Source organism: Lachnoclostridium sp. Marseille-P6806 (assembly GCF_964238185.1).
GTDB lineage: Bacteria > Bacillota > Clostridia > Lachnospirales > Lachnospiraceae > Brotaphodocola.
In genome coordinates this window covers 402,499-424,400 of the sequence record NZ_CAXSLG010000003.1, presented here as the reverse complement: position 1 = coordinate 424,400, position 21,902 = coordinate 402,499, and the positions used below count along the sequence as shown (strand labels likewise).

General features: G+C 46.9%; 22 protein-coding genes and 3 tRNA genes. 22 read left to right on the top strand and 3 right to left on the bottom strand.

All coding sequences use genetic code 11. From position 1 onward, the window contains the following. Positions 1-4: 4 nt before the first annotated feature. The 5 genes from ACESON_RS06090 to ACESON_RS06070 all read left to right on the top strand — a co-directional run bounded on the left by ACESON_RS06090 (position 5) and on the right by ACESON_RS06070 (position 2,053). Positions 5-77: transfer RNA gene (locus ACESON_RS06090), tRNA-Asn, on the top strand. 20 nt (positions 78-97) lie between these two features. Beyond that, positions 98-169, top strand: a tRNA-Glu gene (locus ACESON_RS06085). Positions 170-211: 42 nt separating this feature from the next. Next, positions 212-282: transfer RNA gene (locus ACESON_RS06080), tRNA-Cys, on the top strand. A 449-nt stretch (positions 283-731) separates the two neighbouring features. After that, a complete protein-coding gene (locus tag ACESON_RS06075; protein ID WP_373108861.1) occupies positions 732-1,139 on the top strand; it encodes a ribonuclease Z in 408 nt (135 codons plus the stop codon). After that, on the top strand, positions 1,136-2,053 hold the full coding sequence (locus tag ACESON_RS06070) for a DNA/RNA non-specific endonuclease (RefSeq protein WP_373108860.1): 918 nt from the start codon (positions 1,136-1,138) through the stop codon (positions 2,051-2,053). The genes ACESON_RS06075 and ACESON_RS06070 overlap by 4 nt, the downstream gene beginning before the upstream one ends. A 121-nt stretch (positions 2,054-2,174) precedes the next feature. Here ACESON_RS06070 and ACESON_RS06065 read toward each other — a convergent pair whose 3' ends face one another. The 3 genes from ACESON_RS06065 to ACESON_RS06055 form a co-directional block, all read right to left on the bottom strand. Beyond that, positions 2,175-2,369, bottom strand: coding sequence for a hypothetical protein (locus ACESON_RS06065; RefSeq protein ID WP_373108859.1), 195 nt, complete (start codon positions 2,367-2,369; stop codon positions 2,175-2,177). A gap of 271 nt (positions 2,370-2,640) precedes the next feature. Continuing rightward, positions 2,641-2,979: a DUF1622 domain-containing protein gene (locus ACESON_RS06060; RefSeq protein ID WP_373108858.1), complete on the bottom strand. Its 339-nt coding sequence runs from the start codon at positions 2,977-2,979 to the stop codon at positions 2,641-2,643. Between the two features lie 14 nt (positions 2,980-2,993). Beyond that, a complete protein-coding gene (locus tag ACESON_RS06055; RefSeq protein ID WP_373108857.1) occupies positions 2,994-3,605 on the bottom strand; it encodes a TetR family transcriptional regulator in 612 nt (203 codons plus the stop codon). Positions 3,606-3,750: 145 nt separating this feature from the next. On the opposite strand from ACESON_RS06055, the gene ACESON_RS06050 reads away from it, so the two are divergent. From ACESON_RS06050 to ACESON_RS05970, 17 genes are all read left to right on the top strand, one after another. Further along, complete coding sequence (locus ACESON_RS06050; protein WP_373108856.1) at positions 3,751-4,632, top strand: hypothetical protein; 882 nt, start codon at positions 3,751-3,753, stop codon at positions 4,630-4,632. A gap of 17 nt (positions 4,633-4,649) precedes the next feature. Beyond that, positions 4,650-6,917, top strand: a complete 2,268-nt coding sequence (locus ACESON_RS06045; RefSeq protein WP_373108855.1) for an RND family transporter — start codon at positions 4,650-4,652, stop codon at positions 6,915-6,917. Between the two features lie 18 nt (positions 6,918-6,935). Beyond that, a complete protein-coding gene (locus ACESON_RS06040; RefSeq protein ID WP_373108854.1) occupies positions 6,936-9,029 on the top strand; it encodes a hypothetical protein in 2,094 nt (697 codons plus the stop codon). 14 nt (positions 9,030-9,043) lie between these two features. Further along, positions 9,044-9,670, top strand: a complete 627-nt coding sequence (locus ACESON_RS06035; RefSeq protein WP_373108853.1) for an AAA family ATPase — start codon at positions 9,044-9,046, stop codon at positions 9,668-9,670. A gap of 46 nt (positions 9,671-9,716) precedes the next feature. Then, the gene (locus ACESON_RS06030; RefSeq protein ID WP_373108874.1) at positions 9,717-10,796 is read left to right on the top strand and encodes a hypothetical protein; all 1,080 of its coding nucleotides are present in this window, start codon (positions 9,717-9,719) and stop codon (positions 10,794-10,796) included. Between the two features lie 129 nt (positions 10,797-10,925). Next, positions 10,926-12,266: an RNA polymerase factor sigma-54 gene (rpoN, locus tag ACESON_RS06025; RefSeq protein WP_177959753.1), complete on the top strand. Its 1,341-nt coding sequence runs from the start codon at positions 10,926-10,928 to the stop codon at positions 12,264-12,266. A 327-nt stretch (positions 12,267-12,593) separates the two neighbouring features. Then, a complete protein-coding gene (locus ACESON_RS06020; RefSeq protein WP_373108852.1) occupies positions 12,594-13,808 on the top strand; it encodes an acetate/propionate family kinase in 1,215 nt (404 codons plus the stop codon). Positions 13,809-13,810: 2 nt separating this feature from the next. After that, entirely contained in the window at positions 13,811-14,785 is a 975-nt protein-coding gene (locus tag ACESON_RS06015; protein WP_373108851.1) for a carbohydrate kinase, read from the top strand. Positions 14,786-14,844: 59 nt separating this feature from the next. Next, positions 14,845-15,969: an anaerobic sulfatase maturase gene (locus ACESON_RS06010; protein ID WP_177959750.1), complete on the top strand. Its 1,125-nt coding sequence runs from the start codon at positions 14,845-14,847 to the stop codon at positions 15,967-15,969. Positions 15,970-16,034: 65 nt separating this feature from the next. Beyond that, the gene (locus ACESON_RS06005) at positions 16,035-16,721 is read left to right on the top strand and encodes a TIGR00266 family protein (protein ID WP_177959749.1); all 687 of its coding nucleotides are present in this window, start codon (positions 16,035-16,037) and stop codon (positions 16,719-16,721) included. 48 nt (positions 16,722-16,769) lie between these two features. Beyond that, on the top strand, positions 16,770-17,696 hold the full coding sequence (locus tag ACESON_RS06000) for a phosphatidylglycerol lysyltransferase domain-containing protein (RefSeq protein ID WP_177959748.1): 927 nt from the start codon (positions 16,770-16,772) through the stop codon (positions 17,694-17,696). Further along, positions 17,697-18,773 carry a GNAT family N-acetyltransferase gene (locus tag ACESON_RS05995; RefSeq protein WP_373108850.1) on the top strand — a complete coding sequence of 359 codons (1,077 nt, stop codon included), beginning with the start codon at positions 17,697-17,699 and terminating at the stop codon, positions 18,771-18,773. A 79-nt stretch (positions 18,774-18,852) separates the two neighbouring features. Then, complete coding sequence (locus ACESON_RS05990) at positions 18,853-19,566, top strand: NAD-dependent protein deacylase (protein WP_373108849.1); 714 nt, start codon at positions 18,853-18,855, stop codon at positions 19,564-19,566. A 156-nt stretch (positions 19,567-19,722) separates the two neighbouring features. Further along, on the top strand, positions 19,723-20,733 hold the full coding sequence (mgrA, locus tag ACESON_RS05985) for an L-glyceraldehyde 3-phosphate reductase (RefSeq protein WP_373108873.1): 1,011 nt from the start codon (positions 19,723-19,725) through the stop codon (positions 20,731-20,733). A gap of 20 nt (positions 20,734-20,753) precedes the next feature. Then, positions 20,754-20,963, top strand: a complete 210-nt coding sequence (locus tag ACESON_RS05980) for a DUF951 family protein (protein ID WP_177959403.1) — start codon at positions 20,754-20,756, stop codon at positions 20,961-20,963. A 122-nt stretch (positions 20,964-21,085) separates the two neighbouring features. Beyond that, positions 21,086-21,379 (top strand): 30S ribosomal protein S6, encoded by a 294-nt coding sequence (gene rpsF, locus ACESON_RS05975; RefSeq protein WP_177959404.1) that lies wholly within the window; start codon positions 21,086-21,088, stop codon positions 21,377-21,379. 42 nt (positions 21,380-21,421) lie between these two features. Beyond that, entirely contained in the window at positions 21,422-21,886 is a 465-nt protein-coding gene (locus ACESON_RS05970; RefSeq protein WP_177959405.1) for a single-stranded DNA-binding protein, read from the top strand. Positions 21,887-21,902 lie beyond the last annotated feature (16 nt).

Genomic DNA, 21,902 nt, shown 5'->3' with positions numbered 1-21,902 from the left:
ATATTCCTCGATAGCTCAGTCGGTAGAGCACGCGGCTGTTAACCGCGCTGTCGTAGGTTCAAGTCCTACTCGGGGAGTTTTTGCAGATAGCAAATTCGGCCCCATGGTCAAGCGGTTAAGACATCGCCCTTTCACGGCGGTAACACGAGTTCGAATCTCGTTGGGGTCATTTTATTGAGACAGGATTGTTTCAATGTATAAAATAAAATATGGCGACATAGCCAAGCGGTAAGGCGTGGGTCTGCAACACCCTGATCACCAGTTCAAATCTGGTTGTCGCCTCTGAAGGAATCACAGAAATGTGGTTCTTTTTTTTGTATAAAAAGCTTTTAAAATAAAGGAATTTCGGCCATTTTAGTAATTATTACTAGAATTAACCGAAGTTCCTTTTTTTAGTGGGAAAAGCCGTTTTGGAACAGGTTGGTACACTATAAATTGAAAGATAGTGTACCAATAGTGTACCGGAAAGCAAGAAAAAATGTAGTTCAGAAATTTTTCTGGGCTATCCTGATACTACCTTTTCTATAAGTAATTCAGGTAAAGATCTAAAACATATGATGGAGATACTTGGTGCAAGTGGAGAAGCTTTCAAATTACAATCTCTCGTGTTAAAAAAACGAATATGGACATGATTGTTGTAGGGATGTACCTGATTGTAGAGTTAAGGCTGCAGATGTGCTATAATAAAACCGCTGCAGGAGAATATAAAAGAGAATAAAGGAGGATATGGAATGATAGTAATGCTTTGTGTCGATGACAAATATGGAATGATGTTTAACTGCCGCCGTCAGTCTCAGGACAGAGTGCTGCGGGAGCGGATGCAGAAGCTGACTGGTGGAAAGCCCCTGTGGATGAATGCATACAGCAAGAAGCAGTTTGAGGACAGCTCCAATATTTGTGTGTCGGAAGAATATCTGGAGCATGCAGAGACAGGAGAGTATTGTTTTGTGGAGGATCAGGATATTACTCCTTATGCAGCGCGCATTGAAAAGATAATACTTTTCCGGTGGAACAGAACATATCCTGCAGATGCTTATTTTAATTTTGAACTGCTGTCTTCCGGGTGGATATTAAAAGAAACAGAAGAGTTTGAAGGCTCTTCTCACGAAAAAATTACTGAAGAGGTTTATACACGATGAGAAATGCAATGAAAAAGAAGCTCCTTTCCCTGTTGTTTGTTTTGATGCTGTTTTTGTGCAGCTGCGGCTCCGGATCCGATTCTCTGGCCGGTTCTCGTCCTGGCAGTCTGGTTTTTGGAGAAGGGTCATCAAATGGTGAATTTTCCTATGATCAGGTACCGGAATATGACGGACAGCCCTATGCTGTGATTAATAACAATGTGCCGTATTTTAAGGAGTCTGATTTTTCAGAAGAGTCTTTTGAACAATACAGTGAGCTGGATGAGCTGGGACGGTGCGGAACAGCGTTTGCCAATGTAGGCATAGATTTGATGCCCACGGAAGGCAGAGGGAATATCGGACAGGTAAAGCCCAGCGGCTGGCAAAGTGTGAAATATGATTTTGTAGATGGAAAATATTTGTATAACCGCTGCCATTTGATTGGATTTCAGCTGACTGCGGAAAATGCAAATAAGAAAAATCTGATTACTGGAACGCGGTTTATGAATGTGGATGGAATGCTGCCATTTGAAAATATGACAGCAGATTATGTGAAGGAAACGAAGAATCATGTTTTGTACCGGGTAACGCCTGTTTTTGAAGGGGATAATCTGGTTGCGTCAGGTGTTTTAATGGAGGCCCAGTCCGTTGAGGATCAGGGGGAAGCGATTCAGTTTAATGTTTTTGTATACAATGTTCAGCCAGGAGTAGAAATTGATTATGCGACTGGAAATAGCACATTGGCAGGGAATAGCGGGACGACAGAGGAGTCTTCTATTCAGGAGTATGTGCTGAATAAAAAATCAAAGAAATTCCATAATCCGGATTGCGCCAGTGTAAGCACGATTGAAAAAGACAACAAAGAAAGCTATAAGGGCGCCAGGGAGGAATTGGTAAAATCCGGATATGAGCCCTGTGGCCGGTGTAAGCCGTGAAATGCAGCAACATGAGAAGAAGATAGAAATTGGCCGATATGACAATGTTCGGTTTTGAAAGAATCTATATTTGGTGATGAAAAAGTCCTTGATTTCAAGGGCTTTTTTTCCAGGGGGATTCTCAGAGACGATCAACAACGTCAACAAGGGCCTGGATGAGGCGGGTATATTTTTCGTACTGCTGTCCGCCGTATTTCTTGGCTTCGGACAGAGACTGGAGAAGAATAGGAGCGTTTTTAGGCAGCTCGTCACGCAGCAGGTAATCTGCGCTGACAGAAAAGGCCTGACAAATAGAAACAAAGGTTTCAAGTGACATTTTCTAATTCGTTTTCCAATTTCGTAATAATCTAGCTTATTCAATGAAAGTTCTCCTGTTAAGTAATTCAAGTTTATTTTACCGATGTGGCGAAGAAAAGATAATGAACTATAGGAATTATTATTATCTATAAGAATTGAGAGGTAGAGGGATAGATGACTTTGAGATAAACTTATCACTGAACGATAGACTATTGAGCAAATAAAAAGGAGAGGGTGCCATAAAATTACCTGATTTGATAATTTTGTGGTACCCTCTTCCGGTTCAAATTTTATTTTTTCAATTCTTCTTTTTTGATATCATTTCTCTCTTCTTTAATCTCCCAGTGAATCAGGAAGGTCAGCGCCGCCCGCAGGGCAATAATGCCGGCGACGGTGCCGATTTCCTCCCACTGGCGGACAATGACGGTTCTCAGAATCTCGCTGCCCAGCTTAAATTCCAGTCCCATGGCCAGTCCCTGAGCCAGGACAATCTTCGTATCAGGATGTCTCCGGAGGTATTTGGTAAAGCCGATAATGCCGGATACAATGATGATTCCCACTCCAATAAATTCAAAGATGATAATCGAAAATTCAACAATATAATGCAGCAGCACTTCCAGTGCTTCCATAACAGTTCCTCCTTTTATGGCTGTGACAATGTATTTTGATTTGGTGCGAAAAAGAAATCCTTTTTTGTAAACTGGCAGATGCTGTCGATAAAGACCTCGGCACTGAACTGATCGGCATGCTCGATGTAGCAGGTAACAATGTCAAAATACAGATCCGCAGTCAGGCTGGTGAAAATGGGTGCTGGAATTTTCAGCCGATAGCCCTGCTCCTCTGCAGCCAGAACCTTGTCCTGAAGAATCTGAATCAGCCCCTTGCGAATAATGGGGATCAATTCCCCTTCCTTGTTGGCATTATAGATTTTCTGATACAGAACCCGGTTTTCCTCAATGTGCCGGAGTAAAATGGTCAGAACCTCCTGCATGGAATCGCTGTCCATAAAGTAAATGACATCTTCTGACAGTCCGATCTCATCGAGAAGCAGTTTCAGACAGTAGTTGAGAAGCTCATATTTATCTTCAAAATACCGGTAAAAGGTAGAGCGCGAAATCAGAGAGGTGCTGCAGATGTCCGTCAGGGTCACCTGTTCAAAGGGCAGAGCGGATAGCTGTGTCAGCAGCGCCCCTTTTAACAGGGCATAGGTGCGTCGTGCGGTAATGTGTCCCTTCTGTTCAGTAAAACGTCCCATTACAAATCCCCCTTAAATGTTTCAATCTGGATAAAAAAGCATAAAGTGTTTCATTTGAAACGTCTTAAATAAAAGTGATACTTGAGTATTTTAGCATAAGAATGGATAATAGTGCAATAAAACAAGAGTGTTACCGGAGGTTTTTATGAATATTTTACGGAATAGATGGAAGCGGATACGGTGGAGATTGTTATTAAGTGTCTTAGTTTTACTGGGAAGCGGAGCGGTCTTTTCTCAAACGGTATGGGCAGATCTGGGGTTACAGGTGGGACTGAATGCTCAGACTGATACGGGAATTCAGACGGAATCTCAGAATGCCAGCGGACAGAATGAGGAAGCGGAATGGTCTGCCCTGGAAGAGAATGAGGAACCAGGGAAAGAATCAGCCCGCGGCAGCTGGCAGCAGGAGGAAGGCGCCTGGTATTTTATTCTTCCTGATGGAACAAAAAACAGGGAGGATGTGATCTGGCAGAATGCGCTGTATGAGTTTTATTATGACGGCTCTTTAAAGTCAGCTCAGTGGATTCCCAATACAGGCGGAGGCGCATATCCTGTATTTTGCTATGATGCAGAAACACAGGAGCTGTTCGATCAGCTGAATGAAGAAAAGAGGGATATCTTTTTTGAGGAGCATCCAGAACGAGAGGACAGCTGGGACGGAGATGAGAAGATACAATACGATCGCTATGCTGGTTTTCTGATGGATGCAAGACTGAATGAAGCAGCGTCCCACAGACTGGAGTTTGCTCTGGAAAATGGATATTCCGGAGAGTCTATACCGGGAGAGGGAACCCTGAAGGAGTATCTGGAAACCGTTCCTTATCGGAAAAATGCGGCTGCTCAGGAGCTGTATATCCGGGGAAGAGAGGATGCAGAGGACGCCTTTTCCAGAATCATGGCAAAGACACAGACGCGGTATGATTCTACAGAGAAGCGGAGATATTCCCTGGGATATTACCGGCGGATAGGCATGGCCCATGCTGAGAAGGACGGTGAACAGTATTTTATGGTGATTCTGATGAGATAGAGTGAGGAGTGAAGCTTATGGACAGAAAGTGGGCAGACAGCCTGAGGGAAAAGCTGCATTGGAAAAAGAAGAATAAAACAGAAAATGCTCAGGAATCAGGAGATGGGCAGAGCAGAACTCCTGCAGAGGTTCTTGCCAGATTTATTATTGAGAAGCGGGCGCTGATTGAAAGCATTTTTGTGGCAGGGTGTATTTTTTCGATCATTGCCATGTGCTTTGTAAATGTCAATTACGATCTGACAAAGTATGTGCCCTCCTATACTCAGTCCAGCCAGGGGCTGGATAAGATGAAAGAGGAGTTTGGATATCCGGGAACGGCACGGCTGATGATTAAGGATGTCAGCCTTTATGAGGCGAAAATGTATAAGGATCAGCTGGCTGCAGTAGATGGAGTGGATCAGATTCTCTGGTGTGATACAACCGTGAATGTCTATGCCGGGGAGGATTTTGTCAATCTCGATGATATTAAGGATTATTATAAAGATGGCTGCGCAGTTATGGATATTACGTTTGAAGAGGAGTCGGATTCTCCCAGAACGGAGCGGGCCATTGACGAGATGAAGGCCATTACCGGAGATAAGGGCTGTTATGTGGGAATGGCAGTGCAGAACAAGTCTTTGATCGAGACAACAGCCAGAGAGATGGGCAGAATCCTTGTTGTTGCAGTGCTTATGATTCTGGCAGTGCTTTGCCTTGCCACAACCGCCTGGACAGAGCCGATTCTGTTTATGATGGTGATGGGCGTGGCAGTTCTTCTGAATAAGGGAACCAATATTTTCCTTGGAACGATTTCTTTTCTGACGGATAACGTGGCGATTATTCTTCAGCTGGCAACCTCCATGGACTATTCCATTTTCCTTCTGGACGCTTTTATGAGCTGGAGAGACACGGGACTTTCTGAGGAAGAGGCCATTGTGAAGGCGGTTGAGGAAGCGATTAATTCGATTTTTGCCAGCAGCCTGACAACAGTAGTCGGTTTTCTGGCATTGGTGACCATGAAGTTTAATATCGGCTTTGATATGGGACTGGTGCTGGCAAAGGGAATTGTATTCAGCCTTTTGTCTGTGGTATTTTTCATGCCGGCCATGATTTTAAAATTCACGAAACTGAATGACAGAACAAAGCACCGTTCCTTTTTTCCGGATTTTACGAAGCTGGGAAAGGGCGTATTTAAAATCAGATATGCTGTTTTGATTGGAGTTCTTCTGATTACGCCTCCGGCTTATGTAGCTCAGGGCATGAATCATTTTCTTTATGGAAACAGCGCAGTCGGCGGGGCAAAGGGAACACAGGTTTATGAGGATGATCAGGAGATTACGGCAAGGTTTGGACGCAGTAATATGCTGCTTTTGATTTATCCCAATAACGATATGGTAGCGGAACGGCGGCTTTCTGATGAACTGGAGGATCTGCCCTATGTAAAAAGTGTAACCTCCATGGCAAATACCCTTCCGGAGGGAGTTCCGGAGGAGTTCCTTCCAGAATCAGCTACGAGCCTTCTTCACAAAAACGATACCGCCCGGATGCTGATATACATAAGAACAAAGGGAGAAAGTGATATTGCTTTCCAGTGTACGGATCAGATTCGGGATATTATGAAGAAATATTATCCGGAAGAGTCCTATGTGGTGGGGGAGACTCCGTCTACTCAGGATATTAAGGTTACGATTACAGAAGACAATACCCGAGTGAATGTGCTGTCGCTGCTGGGCGTATTTATGGTTGTTATGTTCAGCTTCCATTCCGTTTTGATTCCTCTTGTGGTCATGATTCCTATTGAGGTGGCAATTTTCCTGAATATGGCGATTCCGTATATTCAGGGTGTGGATATGGTGTATATGGGCTATATCATTGTCAGCAGTATTCAGCTGGGCGCGACTGTGGATTATTCTATTCTGCTGACTAACAACTATATTGCAAAGCGGAAGCTCCTTCCGAAAAAGGAGGCCTGTATTGAGGCGGTTACCCGCTCCTGTTCGTCTATTTTTACTTCGGGAACGATTATTACTCTGGCAGGCTACATTGTGCATTTTATTTCTACGACAGCAGCGATTGGAGATCTGGGACATCTCATTGGCCGGGGCGGTCTGCTTAGTGTGATGCTGGTTCTGACCCTTCTTCCGGCGCTTTTGGTACTCTGTGATCCGCTGATTATTGAAAAGGACTGGAAAAAGCCGGGAAGAAAAATCAGAGAGCATTACGGGGTGCGCCGTCATCAGTTCCACGAACGGGCGGAGCGGATTCGAGAGTTGGGAAACCGATGGAAAAATGAGCGGGATGTGTAAAGGACAGGAGGTAAGGACATGGAATATAAATATAAAAGAATCGGAGCCGGAGCGCTGGCAGTTGTGATGGCCTGCACTGGGATCCAGCTTCCTGCATATGGCAAAGAGGCCGCTGTGACAGTGGATGAGGCCATGTATGTGAATCTGGATTATTATGGAAGACTGGACACAGTCAATGTGGTAAAGAGCTGTAGTCTGAACGGGCAGAAGACATTTACTGATTATGGAAATTATCTGGATGTAATCAATATGACAGATTATACAGAGCCTCAGTTGGAGAAGGGCTCTGTAACCTGGAATTTTCCGGAGCAAGAGTCAAATCGTTTTTATTATAAATGTAAACTGGATGCAGAGCAGGTAGAGCTTCCTTGGAATTTTGATATTTCTTATAAATTAAACGGAGTCCCTGTTAATGGAGAACAGCTGGCGGGCGCATCGGGGTTGGTGGAAATTCACATAGATGCCAGGGCAAATGATCATGCGCTGGAGTATTATCGCAACAATATGATGCTGGCGGCTGGGGTGATGGTGGACTTGAATGACTGCTACAGCCTGGAGGCAGAGGGAGCGCAGATTCAGAATATGGGAAGTCAGACTGCTGCGGTATTTACAGCTTTGCCGGGGGAAGACGGAGACTACACCATACGAATTGGTTCAGACAGCTTTGAAATGAACGGTGTATTTATGGCAATGATTCCCGGAACAACGGACTCGCTGGAACATGTGGTGGATTTGAAGGACGCGAAGGATACCTGGAAGGAGTCTGGCGATCAGTTTTATGACAGTATGGAGCAGATGGCCCTTTCTGTTGAGGCTATGCGGGACAGTGTAAATGAGCTGCAGAAGGGTCTGGGTTCTGCTGAGGAAGCAAGAAAGGTCTGGAGTGGTTCTAAGGACAGTATTCTGGCAGGAAATGATCAGGTGCTGGAGGCATTGACTCAGGTATCCCAGCAGATGGAGGTAATGATTCCTCATATTGAGACGGCGAAGGAAGCGGCAGATGTGGTTCATGACAGTATGGGGGATATTGTAAATTCCATGCGGGAAATGCAGGATCCTTTACAGAAGCTGAACCATGCTCTGAAGGGGATTCAGAGCGGAGCAGAGGATCTGTCTGGAAATGTTTCTGCACTGAATGCTCTGATGCAGCAGCTGATTGCATTGGATGCCGAGCTGCAGGCAAGTGAGCAGGTATACATAACAGAGCTGGGACAGCTGGCAGGCAGTCTGGAGCAGATTGGAAAGGACTATCAGATGCCGGAAACAGAGAAAGAGGAGGTAGAGCTGGAAAATGATCTTCCTCAGACTGCAACATCCTCCGACGCAGCGCTCAGAACGGGACTTGGGATTTCTTCTCATGAGGCGCCGAGGGTAGGGGCAGGTGTTACCATGGATACGTCAGAACTGATTCAGGCGCTGATGCAGAAAAAAGCAGCTCTGGAAAAGCTTTCTGCAGCCAGCAGTAAGCTGGCTTCTCAGATGAAGGAACTTTTGGAGGATGGGGCGGATGCTTCCCGGTATATGGCAGAGCTGACAGAATGTCTGGATTTTCTGATAGAAGACGGGACAGCACTTTATGATTCGCTTGATATGTATTATCCAGATTTGCAGGATTCTCTTGATGATACAGAGGAGCTGGTAAACAGAACGACAGATGCATTGAATCAGGGAATCAGTACAGCGGCGATTCTGCAGCAGACCTTGAAGGAAAGCAGCAACCATATGGATGCGGCAGCCAGAGACAGCATTCGCGGTACGATGGATATGCTGGATAAAAGTCTGAGTGTGTTAGACAGCACGACAGCCATGCGGCAGGCAGGGCGGACAATGAAGGACACTCTGGACCGAGAATGGGACGATTTGGAAGAGGATACACGATTTTTAAATATGGATCCAAATGCAGAGAAGATTTCTTTTACATCGGAGAAAAATCAGGAGCCGGAATCTCTGCAGATTGTTCTGAGAACAGAAGAAATCAGCCTGGATGATGATGATGAACTGATGGATGCGGAGGCAGCAGCAGGGGAAATCACAGAAAGTCCTCTGCGAAGAATGTGGAATGTGCTGGTAAAAATGTGCAAAGCGATTGCAGAAATTTTTAAAAACAGATAATGGGGTGAGTTTCCATGAAAGAAGAAAAATTCAGAATTATTACGATTGGACGACAACTGGGATGCGGAGGCAGTCAGATTGGCCATGAGGCCGCCAGGCGCCTGGGACTGGAGTGCTATGACAAAAGGCTGATTGAAATGGCCTGCAGCTATGGAGATGTGGATTTGGAACGGATGCGGGGCGTTGATGAAAAAATGCCGAATCCATTTCTCTACTCTGTTCCGAGAGAGATTCAGAATGAAAAAACCGGTCGGGGAATTGCAGTAAATGATATGATGTTCAATTTGCAGTCAGAGGTTATCAGGCGGCTGGCGGCAAGAGAATCCTGTATTATTATTGGACGATGTGCAGATTATGTGCTTCGGGATATTCCGGGAGTAACCTCCATTTTTCTTCATGGAGATATGGAAAGCAGGATCAAACGGGTTGAGGAGAAGCGGAAATTGGAAAAAAATCAGGCTGTCAGCCTGATCAAAAAAACAGACAAGGCGCGGCGCAATTATTATGAGTGTTATACTGGAAAAAGGTGGGGAGCCAGAGACAGCTATGATATAACTTTAAATACAGCAAGGCTGGGACTGGAAAAATGTGTGGATCTGATTTGCCGGATCTATGCAGGAGGAGAGGCAGAGCTGGTTTAAGCCGAAAAACAGTGGGGCAGAAAGGCGAGGAAATAGAAGCGTGAAAATGGAAACAGCAGTGCTGGTTCTGGCAGCTTCCGCAGCTTTGTCTCTGACATCGATGGGGGCAGCGGCGGGCGAAACAGAGAACTGGCCATATCAGACAGAGGTTCAGGATGAGGGACAGAGGGAAACAGGGCAGCGAAGAAAGATAGGGAAAATCCACCTGATTTTTGACGCGGATCTGGGGATTGGAAATGATGGAAAACAGGTTTTGGTAACGGCGGATGGAAGCAACAGGGAGCGATACTCTATCGAAGATATCCAGGTGGTCAATGAGGAGTGGGAATTTTCCAATGCAAATCCTCCGGAGCTGGAAATCACCCTGGTTTCTGAGGACGAGGATATGTGGTATTTTTCTTCTGCTTCATCGTCAAGTTTTCGATTGAAACTGGCAGACACATCAAAAACCAGATATGAAAAGGTCAGATTTGTCAGCGCCAAAAGGCAGGAGAACAACAGCGTTCTGACTTTGCGGGTTCAGCTCCTTTTTGACAAAGACGCAGATATCAGAAAGGCGCCGGCGATCTCTCAGTCAGCCGGTTTTGGCTGGGATCTGGAGAAAAAGGGGCGGGCCTTCTGGAATACGGAGTCCTCCGCCCGGTATTATCAGGTACAGCTGATTCACAACGGAGGAGCTGTGGGGATTGTCCGATCGGTTTACCAGAATTATTATGATTTTTCGGAACAGGTGACTGAGCCGGGGGCATACCAGTTTCAGGTGAGGACGGTAAGTGCAGCCAGTCACAGCAAAAGTGAGTGGACTGTGTCAGACGTGCTGACTGTAAAAACAGATGGAAGCTTTGTGGTGGCAGAAGAATATGCCGGAGCCGGATGGCAGAAGACAGCAGACGGACTTCGCTGGTGGTGGAGAAATGAGGACGGCACCTGGCCCGTCTCCCAATGGATGGAACAGGGGGGCCGGTGGTATTATTTTGATGACCAGGGCTATATGGCTACAGGATGGCTCTGTCTGGACGGTCTCTGGTATTATCTGGATCGGGAAAATGGAGATCTGTACGTGAATTGCTGGACTCCGGATCATTACTGGGTAGGGCCGGACGGCGTATATGTACCTGGAAAATAGAAATACTGCATATACTTGTATATTCTGCACATATTTTTTTGCTCATACTCCTGAAAATGTGCTATACTGTTGAAAAGAATGAGTGGGTTTTGCATCACAAAACTACAGAGATACACAGGAGGAAGGAAAATGGAGATGGGCAGCGGACTGCTGGTGGAACAAAAACAGGCCTTGTCAGTGGGGCAGGTGCAGTCATTGAATATTCTGGCGCTGAATAATCAGGAACTGGAAGATTTTTTGATGAATGAATATCTGGAGAATCCCATGCTGGAGAATTCCGGAGATAAAGAAAATGAAATGTTTACGGATATGGAAAAGATGTATGAGAAGGGAACCTCGTTCCGGGATCAGTATCTGGAAAATCCGGAGGAAGAAGAGCAAAGCCGCAATGATGTAAGAGCGAGAACAGAAAATTCCCTGAAGGAGTATCTGCTGAATCAGCTGGATCGGGGAAGTCTTTCCCAGCGGGAGTGGGAAACGGCAGAGTATTTGATTGATTGTCTGGATGAGAAAGGATATTTTCTATATCAGACAGAGGAGCTGGCGCAGAATTCCGGTTATGAACAAAAGGAGCTGGAACAGTGTCTGGCAGTGCTGAAGGAGCTGGAACCAGTTGGAATATTTTCTTCCAGTCTGGCAGAATGTCTGGAAAAGCAGCTTCGTGTAAAGGGCGTTGAGGATGAGACGTTGTTTGTTCTTCTTCGGAATCATATGCAGGAACTTATGAATGGTCAGATTGGAATGATTTCCAGAAAGCTTCAGGTTTCTACGGTACAGGTAAAAGAATATATTCATTTGATTGGGACGCTGAATCCAAGACCGGTGATGGATATTCAGAAGGATGACACCGAGTATGTAGTGCCGGATATTCTGATTGCCCGCCAGAATGGTCAGTGGGAGGTAACACTGAATGACGGCTGGATGGGAGAATACCGATACAATGATTACTATATCCGCATGATGGAGGAGACAAAGGATCCGGAGCTGCAGGCTTATTTTCGGGAACGCCTGGAGCGGGCCAGATTTGTAGTGAATTCGGTAGAGCAGAGGCGCAGAACCATTGTCCGTATTGTAGAGGCTGTTCTGGAGCTGCAGAAGGACTATTTTGAGGAAAACGGCAATTTGGCCCCTATGCAGCAGGAGGATATCGCGCAGCTTCTGGGAATCCATGTTTCTACAGTCAGCCGGGCGATTAAGGGAAAATATATTCAGTACCGAAAAACCATTCCCTTAAAAGCTTTGTTTACTGCAGGGATTTCAGACCATGAAGGAGACGGGTCTGTTTCTTCAGATACCATAAAACAGCGGCTCCGTCAGATGATTGAGGAGGAAGGGAAAAAGCCTCTCAGTGATCAGAAGCTGGCAGAGCAGCTGGAAAAGGAAGGAATTTCCGTATCCCGCCGTGCAGTGACAAAATACAGAATTCAAATGAATATTCCAGATTCCCGGCAAAGAGGAATTCTGAAATAAAGAAATCAGGCGCAGAAGAGCGCAGCAAACAGATGAGAAGTCGTCTGCCTGCTGTGCTTTTTAGTGTCATAGGAAAGTGCGTTCTATGACATAAAAACGCTCCGCGAGGATCGCCATGCGGCGGAAAAGAATATTGTCGCAGAAGCGACCCGCCGCAGGCAGAGAAGCTCGCGAGCGAGCTTCTTTCTTGATTTCCTGCAAGAGCTATTCCTGGAAATTTTTCTTGTGTACAAAAGGGGAAAACGGTATAATGGAACGAGAGACGGAGCCGGAGGAACAGCTTCCGGTGATTCGGTGATGCAAAAGCAGTAAAGGGGAGTGGCGGTTATGAAGATACTGGTGATAAACAGCGGAAGCTCATCGTTGAAATTCCAGGTGATTGATTCGGAGACAGAGAAGGTTATGGCGCGGGGACTTTGCGAGCGCATAGGAATTGACGGAAGCTTTACTTATAAAACGGACAGCGGCGTTTCACTCAAGGAACCGGTGCCCATGAACAATCATAAGGATGCAGTGGAAAAGCTGCTGACTGCTTTGGTAGATCCAGAACAGGGAGTGTTAAGCTCCTATGATGAGATTGATGTGGTAGGTCATCGCCTGGTTCATGGCGGAGAAAAATTTACAGGCTCTGTGGTGATTACGGATGAGGTGATTCAGGCCATGACAGAGTGTAATGATCTGGCACCTCTGCATAATCCGGCCAATCTGGTAGGTGTAGATGCCTGTAAGGCACTGATGCCGGAGACGCTGATGGTAGGCGTTTTTGATACGGCATTTAATCAGACAATGGAGCCGAAGGCCTTTCTTTATGGTTTGCCTTATCGGTTTTATGAAAAATACAAAATCCGCCGTTATGGTTTTCACGGCATCAGCCACAAGTATGTTTCTGCCCGGGCGGCAGAATTTATGGGGCAGGATATTCGGAGAGTGAAGACGATAGTGTGTCATCTGGGAAATGGCTCCAGCATCTGCGCGGTGAAGTACGGAAAGGTGATTGACAACTCTATGGGCTTTACTCCCCTGGAGGGTCTGGTGATGGGTACCAGGTGCGGGGATGTGGATCCGGGAGCGCTGGAATTCCTGGCAGCAAAAGAAAATCTGGACATTCATCAGATTATGACGGTTCTGAATCAGGAATCAGGAGTCCTGGGTATTTCTAAAAATTTGTCCAGTGATTTCAGAGAACTGAAGGACGCAGGGATTAAATACAATGAAAAAGCGTCCCTGGCCCGGGAGATTTTTGCTTATAAGGTGGCAAAGTATATCGGTAGCTATGCAGCAGCCATGAACGGTGTGGATAATATTGTATTTACTGCCGGAGTCGGGGAAAATGATTCTGATATTCGAGAGGAAATATGCGAATACCTGGGCTTCCTTGGAATTACCATTGATGAAGTGAAAAACAGGGAACAGGCAGAAGCAGTCCGCATTTCCGAAGGCACTTCAAAGGTGAATGTGCTGGTGATCCGGACCAATGAGGAACTGGAAATAGCCAGACAGGCAGCGGCTGTGGCAGCGCAGATAAAAGAAGGGAGAGAATAACGATGGAAAAGGTGTTTGATGTAACAGCTCTTGGCGAGCTTCTGATTGATTTTACAGAAAACGGCATCAGCAGTCAGGGAAATCCTCTGTTGGAGGCTAATCCCGGAGGCGCGCCCTGCAATGTGCTGGCTATGCTTTGCAAGCTGGGCAGAAGGACTTCTTTTATCGGTAAGGTGGGAAATGACAATTTTGGCCGGATGCTGAAGGAAACCATAGAAGGAGTGGGGATTGATTCTGGAAATCTGATTCTGGATGATCAGGTACATACAACCCTGGCCTTTGTTCACAAGCTGCCCAACGGAGATCGTGATTTTTCTTTTTACCGGAATCCGGGAGCTGATATGATGCTGACAAAGGAGGAGGTTCAGAAGGAGAGGATTGCTGGCTCCAGGATTTTCCATTTTGGAACCCTGTCCTTTACTCATCCTGGTGTAAGAGAGGCATCCTGCTATGCCATTGACTGTGCCAAAGAGGCAGGCGCCCTGATTTCCTTTGATCCGAATCTGAGAGAGCCGCTGTGGGCCAGCCTGGAGGATGCCAGAGAGGCAATTTCCTATGGACTGTCTCGGTGCGATATTCTGAAAATTTCAGATAACGAAGTGGAATTTATGACCGGAGAAACAGACTATAGAAAGGGCGCAGAAATTCTCCGGGAAAAATACGGAATTCCGCTGATGTTTGTAACCCTTGGCCCTAATGGTAGCATGGCGTTTTATAAAGATCTGTTTGTTACGGCAGAGCCGTTTCTTCAGGAAGCAACGATCGAAACCACCGGAGCAGGAGATACCTTTACGGCCTGTGTGCTGAACGGAGTTCTGGAGTATGGCATGGAGGGGCTGAATGAGCAGCGGTTAAGGGAGATGCTGACCTTTGCCAATGCAGGAGCTTCTCTGATTACAACCCGCCGGGGTGCGCTGAAGGTGATGGCAGAGAGGGAAGAGATTGAGGCCCTGGTTCAAAGCCGGTTGGAGAAATAACCCCTGGACAGGCAGATACAACACAGACAGAAAAACAGACTAGAAAGAAGGATATGGATATGCCACCAGTAAATATATTAATCAAGCCCTCTTCCGGAAACTGCAATCTGCGGTGCAGATACTGCTTTTACTGCGATGAAATGGAAAAGCGGGAAACTGCCAACTACGGATTTATGTCAGAAGAAACTCTGGAGATTCTGGTAAAGCGGGTTCTGGAATTTGCCGACGGCAGCTGCGGATTTGCATTTCAGGGGGGAGAGCCGACCCTGGTAGGTCTGGATTTTTATAAAAGGCTTCTGGAGTATGAGCAGAAGTACAATATAAAAAATGTTCCGATTCACAATTCCATTCAGACAAATGGATATGGCCTGGGAGAGGAGTGGGCGGAATTTCTGTCCCAGAATCATTTTTTGGTGGGAGTTTCCCTGGATGGTATCGTACATACTCACGACGCCTACCGGATTCATGCATCAGGAAAGGGCACCTTCGGGGAAATCATGAAAACGCTGGAGCTGTTTGACCGGAAAAAGGTAGAGTACAATATTCTGACCGTAGTAAACCGCCGGACAGCGGAACGGATTGGAAGAATCTATGACTTTTACAAAAAACACAACTGGCATTATCTGCAGTTTATTGCCTGTCTGGATCCTCTGGGAGAGACGCCGGGACAGAGAGAGTATTCTCTGACACCGGAGATATACGGAGAATTTCTGGTGAAATTATTTGATCTCTGGTATCTGGACTGGCAGAAGGGCACACAGACCAGTATCCGGATGTTTGACAATTATATTGGAATCCTGATGGGCTATACGCCGGAGGCCTGCGATCAGCGGGGCTGCTGCAGCATTCAAAATGTGGTGGAGGCTGATGGAAGTGTGTATCCCTGTGACTTTTATGTAATTGATCAGTATCGTCTGGGCAACATTCGGGAGAATTCTCTGGAGCAGCTGTATGAACGGGGAAGAGAACTTCGGTTTATGGAAGAATCTCTGGAAAACAAGGAAGAGTGCAGAACCTGCGAATATGGTTATCTTTGCCGGGGCGGATGCAGAAGAAACCGGCAGCTGGATGAGACTGGACGGCTGGGGCTGAATTACTTCTGTCCGTCTTACAAAATGCTGTTTCAGGCAGCTCTGCCCAGAATGCGGGAGATTGCATCCTGGCTGAGAATGAGAGGACGGTAAACAAAATAATAAAAATACCAGGAAAGGAGAGCCAGCTCAATACTTTTTGAGCGGCGGAAACGGGAATGAAATATCGAATTATCGGTGACACTATGCCAGCAGTGGAAGTGATGTTTGATGTACCAGGAGAATGCATGTATACGCAGTCCGGAGGAATGGCCTGGATGAGCGACGGAATTGAGATGGCCACCAATACAAGAGGCGGTTTTATGAAGGGACTGGGCAGAATGTTTGCTGGTGAGTCTCTGTTTATGGCAACCTACCGGGCTCAGCGGCCTGGGGCAACCATTGCCTTTGCATCTACCGTTGCAGGAAGGATTTTACCTCTGGATGTGACGGCAACAGGAGGAATGATCTGTCAGAAAGGAGCCTTTTTATGCGCAGAGGACGGCGTTCAGTTAAAGATTGCGCTCAGTAAGAAGTTTTCCTCTGGCCTGTTTGGCGGAGAGGGCTTCATTCTGCAGGATATCAGCGGAAAGGGTATGGTATTTCTGGAAATTGACGGAGATATGGTAGACCGGTATCTGGAGCCAGGGGAGGTTCTGAAGGTAGATACTGGAAATGTAGTTGCGTTTGACCGCTCTGTAAGATATGAGATTGAAACGGTGAAGGGGCTGGGCAATATCTTTTTTGGCGGAGAGGGGCTGTTTCTGACAAAGCTGACCGGTCCGGGACGGGTAGTGCTTCAGACACAGAATATCGCAGAGTTTGCAGGCCGGATTGCACAGTTTATTCCTACCAGCGGAAATTAAGAGTGGGGATTGGGGGGCCTTAACAGTTTACAGAAGGGAAATAGAACAATGGATTTGAAATTTAAGCCTGTTGAAGCAGAAGACATTATGGAGATGACACCGTTATTTTGTCAGCGCCCAAATAAAACCTGTGACAGTGTAGCGCTGGACAGCTTCATATGGCGTTATTATTATCATGTAGAATTTGCAATCCGTGACGGGAAAGCAATCCAGTGGCTGATGGAGGAAAACGGCGTAAAGCACAGCGCCATGCCAATGTGTAAAGAGGAGGATCTGCCGCACTATTTTAATGAGATTGTGGAATATTTTAATAAGGTGCTGAAAATACCTTTTAAAATTTATCTGGCAGATGAGGAAGCGGTGGATTATCTGAAGCTGAGAGAATCAGAAGATTTTACAGTAACAGAGCAGGAAGATCTGAAGGATTACCTTTATGACGGAGAGGCTCTCCGCCGGCTTTCCGGAAAGAAGCTCCACAAGAAGAAAAACCATTTGAATGCGTTTTTAAAGGAATACGAGGGCCGATATGAATACCGCCGTCTGTGCTGCTCGGACAGAGGAGATGTATGGACATTCCTGGATAAGTGGAGAGAGCAAAAGGGAGATGATGTGGAGGATCACCTGGACTATGAGGTGGCAGGAATTCACGAAATTCTGAAAAACTGTTCCTTCCTGAATGTCCGGATGTCCGGTGTATATATTGACGGACAGCTGGAGGCCTTTACGATTGGAAGCTACAATCCTTTGGAGGATATGGCGATTATCCATATTGAAAAAGCCAATCCGGAAATCCGAGGCCTGTACCAGTTTATTAACCAGCAGTTTTTGATTCACGAATTTCCGGACGTAAAGCTGGTAAACCGGGAGGATGATTTGGGGCAGGAGGGACTGCGCCGGGCGAAAATGTCCTACAATCCCTGCGGCTTTGCGCGGAAATATCTGATTGAACAGAAGAATTTTGTACCGGAGGATTAAATGATCAGGTATCTGACAGAAGAGGAACGGGGATTGAGCCGCGATTTGTGGGAAGAGGCTTTTCCGGAGGATTCCCGTTCCTTTGATGATTATTATTTCAGTGAGAAAATAAGAGAAAATAGAATTCTAGCTTTGTGTACAGATGAGGAAGGGGTCAGCGCTGCCTCGATTGAGTCAATGATTCAGCTGAATCCTTATGAGATTCAGGCGGGGTCCTGTATCTGGAGCGTTGACTATCTGGTGGGGGTGGCTACTCGGAAAAACAGGCGTCACAGAGGATATATGCGCCGGCTTCTTTTGCGAATGATGGAGGATATGCGCAGGGAAGGAATGCCCTTTTGCTTTCTGATGCCAGCGGCTGAGGCGATTTACCGGCCCTTTGGTTTTACTTATATTTTTGATCAGCCCAGATGGAGTCTGAAGGAGAACGGCCTGAATCGGAAAAATGCGGCAGAGCTGATAGGAGAGACTGCCAGGTGGATGAATCAGTGGCTGCAGGAGAGGTATCAGGTATTTTCTCTTCGGGATGAAAATTATGTCACTATGCTTCTGGAAGAGCTATCCAGCGAAAACGGTGTTTTAGAGGCTCTGTATCAGGATGGCAGAATGGCTGGTGTTCAGGGCATCTGGGGGCTGGAAAAAAGGGAACAGAGGCTCCTGTATGCGGAGGACGGACTTTTGAAGCAGGAGGGAGAGCCAAGACCTGCGATTATGGCGCGGATTATTTCTCCGGAGGAATTTGTAAAGGCTGTGGCCCGGAAACCGCCGAAGGCGGGGGAAGAGCAGGAGACTGAGATTTCCCTGTTTCTTGAGGATCCCCTGATTCCGGAAAATCAGGGGCTTTGGACATGGCATCTGACGCAGGACGGCTCCAGTCTGGAGAAAGTGGACCAAGAAAAAGCCCGGCAGTTCTCCTGTAGGGAGACGGCAGACGGGACACAGAAGCAGGGGCTTCTGCGGCTGACAATTACAGAGCTTACCAGCTGGCTGTTTGGCTATGAGCTGCCGAAGGCGGCAGAGCCCTGGGCTGAACTGGTACAGCCTCTTCAGGGGGTATTTCTGGACGAGGTTGTGTAGGAATGGGCAGCTGAGAAGGATGCGGGCTGCCAGAAGCGCAGGAGCGGTGTGAGAGACCTGCAGAAGGGGGATGAAGCATATGCAGGAATTGGAACAGTTAAAGCAGTGGATCAGGGAGAGTGACAATATTGTATTTTTTGGCGGAGCCGGTGTATCGACAGAAAGCGGCATACCAGATTTTAGAAGTGTAGATGGTCTCTATAATCAGCAGTATGATTATCCGCCGGAGACGATTATCAGTCACACCTTTTACAGGAGAAATCCCGAGGAATTTTACCGTTTTTACAAAAATAAAATGCTGTTTCCCAATGCAAAGCCCAATGCGGCTCATCTGGCTTTAGCCAGACTGGAGGAACAGGGAAAGCTGCGCGCGGTAATTACCCAGAATATTGACGGGCTTCATCAGGCGGCGGGAAGCAGAGCGGTTTTGGAACTGCACGGTTCTGTACATAGAAATTACTGCACCAGATGCGGGGAATTTTACACGTTGGAGGATGTGATGGCTGCGGACGGTGTGCCCAGATGCTCCTGCGGAGGAATCATCAAGCCGGATGTGGTTCTGTATGAGGAGGGGCTGGAGCAGAAAACTCTTCAGAAAGCGGTTATGTATATCCGTCAGGCAGAGGTTCTGATCATTGGCGGAACGTCTCTGACTGTGTATCCGGCGGCAGGTCTGATTGACTATTATCAGGGAAACCGCCTGGTACTGATTAATAAGTCAGTAACGCCCATGGACAGCAGAGCTGATTTGGTAATCAGTGGTAAAATCGGAGAAGTGCTGGGGCAGGTTTAGGAAACTGGCGGCAGAATTGGGGCGTGCCGTAACAGGTTTAGAAATCGGCAGCAGAATTGAGGTGTGCCGGAACAGGTTTAGAAATCGATGGCAGCTTTGATTGTGGGACATTCTAAGAAATACATCATAAGCAGGCAGGAAAGGAAAGAAATGATTATGTATCAGGCTGATGAAACACGTTACGAGAAAATGGAGTACAGACGATGTGGAAGAAGTGGAATTCTGCTTCCGCTGATTTCACTGGGACTGTGGCAGAATTTTGGATTGGAAAAGCCCCTGGAGGAGCAGAAAAAAATAATTTTCCGGGCGTTTGATCTGGGAATTACTCATTTTGATTTGGCTAATAATTATGGAATGCCGGCCAGAGGACTGGCAGAGGAAAACTTTGGAAAAATCCTGCATGAGGATATGGCCGAGTATCGGGAGCAGATGATGATTTCTACAAAGGCAGGCTATGATTTCTGGCCAGGTCCCTATGGAAACTGGGGATCCCGAAAGTATCTGATGTCCAGCCTGGATGCAAGCCTGAAACGGATGAAGCTGGATTATGTGGATATTTTTTATCATCATCGTCCGGATCCGGAGACGCCTCTGGAGGAAACTATGGGGGCTCTGGCCGATATGGTACGACAGGGAAAGGCTCTTTATGTGGGAATTTCCAATTACAAGGCAGAGGAAGCGGCGGCAGCCATTGATATGTTAAAAGAAATGGGAGTTCCCTGTCTGATTCATCAGCCTCGCTACAATATGTTTGAGCGCTGGACTGAGGACGGGCTTCTTGGTGTGCTGGATGAGAAGGGCGTGGGCTGTATCGCCTACAGTCCGCTGGCTCAGGGCTCTCTGACGGATAAGTATTTAAAGGGTGTTCCAGAAGGGTCCCGGGCAGCCCGCAAGGGAACCACAGTGGAGGGACGCTATCTGTCAGAAGAGCGTCTTGAAAAGGTTCGTCTTTTAAATGAGATTGCAGCTGGACGGGGTCAGACTCTGGCACAGATGGCACTGGCCTGGGTTTTGCGGCGGCCTGAGGTGACCAGCGTTCTGGTAGGAGCCAGCAGCGCCGGCCAGCTGGAGGATAATGTGGCAGCGCTGAACCGTCTGGAATTTACCGAGCAGGAGTTGAGAAGGATTGATGAGATTCTGGGAGAGGATCCGGGTCTGCTGTCATAGGCGACAAGGGGGAGAAAGCAATGGAAAAAAAGTGGGATTATAAGGTCGGAGATATTGTTAAATTGAAGAAGCCCCATCCTTGCGGGAGTCAGGAATGGGAAATTCTCCGGGTAGGCGCTGATTTCCGGCTGAAATGCGAAGGCTGCGGTCATCAGGTGATGGCGGAGAGGAAAATGGTGGAAAAAAACACGAGAGGACTGCGAAAGCCGGAAAAACCTGAAAAAACCTGAGAAAACAGGGAAAATAGTGCTTGCATTTATCTGCAGTTTCTGTTAGAATAGTAATCCGTGACACAATAATCCTTGCTCTTGAAACTGAAGTCAAGGGCCAGAGACCACAAGGAGGTAAAGCAATGAACAAATACGAATTAGCAGTTGTTCTGAGCGCAAAACTCGAAGACGAAGAGAGAGCTGCAGCACTGGAGAAGGTACAGGGTTATATCACCCGCTTCGGTGGCACTGTAACCAACGTGGATGACTGGGGTAAGAAGAGACTTGCTTACGAGATCCAGAAGATGAAAGAAGCTTTCTATTACTTCATCAAGTTCGAGGCTGAGAATTCCGATTGCTCTAACGAAGTGGAAGCACACGTTCGTATCATGGAGCCGGTTATCAGATATCTTTGCGTTAAGCAGGACGAGCAGTAATAGATCAATACTGACGACCAGTAAAAAAGGAAGAGTGATGGTATGAATAGAGTAATTCTTATGGGCAGACTGACCAGAGACCCGGAAGTGAGATATTCCCAGGGTGAGCGTTCCATGGCGATTGCAAGATATACGCTTGCAGTAGACAGAAGAGGCCGCAGAAATCAGGATGGAAATGAGCAGACCGCAGACTTTATCAACATTGTCGCATTTGACAGAGCTGGTGAGTTTGCAGAGAAGTATTTCCGTCAGGGTATGCGTGTTCTGGTGTCTGGACGTATTCAGACTGGCAGTTATACCAACAAAGAAGGTCAGCGAGTTTATACCACAGACATCATCGTGGATGATCAGGAGTTTGCAGACAGCAAGGGCGCAGCAGGCAATGCAGGCGACAACGGTGGATACGGCTATCAGCCCACATCCAGACCGGCTCCGTCCAGCGCAATCGGCGATGGATTTATGAACATTCCGGATGGTGTGGAAGATGAAGGTTTGCCTTTCAACTAAGGACTCAGACGTCCTG

Excerpts from the sequence above, each read along its gene's own strand:
- ACESON_RS06075 (WP_373108861.1), top strand. The coding sequence starts at position 732 with ATGATAGTAATGCTTTGTGTCGATGACAAATATGGAATGATGTTTAAC.
- ACESON_RS06070 (WP_373108860.1), top strand. The coding sequence starts at position 1,136 with ATGAGAAATGCAATGAAAAAGAAGCTCCTTTCCCTGTTGTTTGTTTTG.
- ACESON_RS06065 (WP_373108859.1), bottom strand. The coding sequence starts at position 2,369 with ATGTCACTTGAAACCTTTGTTTCTATTTGTCAGGCCTTTTCTGTCAGC.
- ACESON_RS06060 (WP_373108858.1), bottom strand. The coding sequence starts at position 2,979 with ATGGAAGCACTGGAAGTGCTGCTGCATTATATTGTTGAATTTTCGATT.
- ACESON_RS06055 (WP_373108857.1), bottom strand. The coding sequence starts at position 3,605 with ATGGGACGTTTTACTGAACAGAAGGGACACATTACCGCACGACGCACC.
- ACESON_RS06050 (WP_373108856.1), top strand. The coding sequence starts at position 3,751 with ATGAATATTTTACGGAATAGATGGAAGCGGATACGGTGGAGATTGTTA.
- ACESON_RS06045 (WP_373108855.1), top strand. The coding sequence starts at position 4,650 with ATGGACAGAAAGTGGGCAGACAGCCTGAGGGAAAAGCTGCATTGGAAA.
- ACESON_RS06040 (WP_373108854.1), top strand. The coding sequence starts at position 6,936 with ATGGAATATAAATATAAAAGAATCGGAGCCGGAGCGCTGGCAGTTGTG.
- ACESON_RS06035 (WP_373108853.1), top strand. The coding sequence starts at position 9,044 with ATGAAAGAAGAAAAATTCAGAATTATTACGATTGGACGACAACTGGGA.
- ACESON_RS06030 (WP_373108874.1), top strand. The coding sequence starts at position 9,717 with ATGGAAACAGCAGTGCTGGTTCTGGCAGCTTCCGCAGCTTTGTCTCTG.
- rpoN (WP_177959753.1), top strand. The coding sequence starts at position 10,926 with ATGGAGATGGGCAGCGGACTGCTGGTGGAACAAAAACAGGCCTTGTCA.
- ACESON_RS06020 (WP_373108852.1), top strand. The coding sequence starts at position 12,594 with ATGAAGATACTGGTGATAAACAGCGGAAGCTCATCGTTGAAATTCCAG.
- ACESON_RS06015 (WP_373108851.1), top strand. The coding sequence starts at position 13,811 with ATGGAAAAGGTGTTTGATGTAACAGCTCTTGGCGAGCTTCTGATTGAT.
- ACESON_RS06010 (WP_177959750.1), top strand. The coding sequence starts at position 14,845 with ATGCCACCAGTAAATATATTAATCAAGCCCTCTTCCGGAAACTGCAAT.
- ACESON_RS06005 (WP_177959749.1), top strand. The coding sequence starts at position 16,035 with ATGAAATATCGAATTATCGGTGACACTATGCCAGCAGTGGAAGTGATG.
- ACESON_RS06000 (WP_177959748.1), top strand. The coding sequence starts at position 16,770 with ATGGATTTGAAATTTAAGCCTGTTGAAGCAGAAGACATTATGGAGATG.
- ACESON_RS05995 (WP_373108850.1), top strand. The coding sequence starts at position 17,697 with ATGATCAGGTATCTGACAGAAGAGGAACGGGGATTGAGCCGCGATTTG.
- ACESON_RS05990 (WP_373108849.1), top strand. The coding sequence starts at position 18,853 with ATGCAGGAATTGGAACAGTTAAAGCAGTGGATCAGGGAGAGTGACAAT.
- mgrA (WP_373108873.1), top strand. The coding sequence starts at position 19,723 with ATGTATCAGGCTGATGAAACACGTTACGAGAAAATGGAGTACAGACGA.
- ACESON_RS05980 (WP_177959403.1), top strand. The coding sequence starts at position 20,754 with ATGGAAAAAAAGTGGGATTATAAGGTCGGAGATATTGTTAAATTGAAG.
- rpsF (WP_177959404.1), top strand. The coding sequence starts at position 21,086 with ATGAACAAATACGAATTAGCAGTTGTTCTGAGCGCAAAACTCGAAGAC.
- ACESON_RS05970 (WP_177959405.1), top strand. The coding sequence starts at position 21,422 with ATGAATAGAGTAATTCTTATGGGCAGACTGACCAGAGACCCGGAAGTG.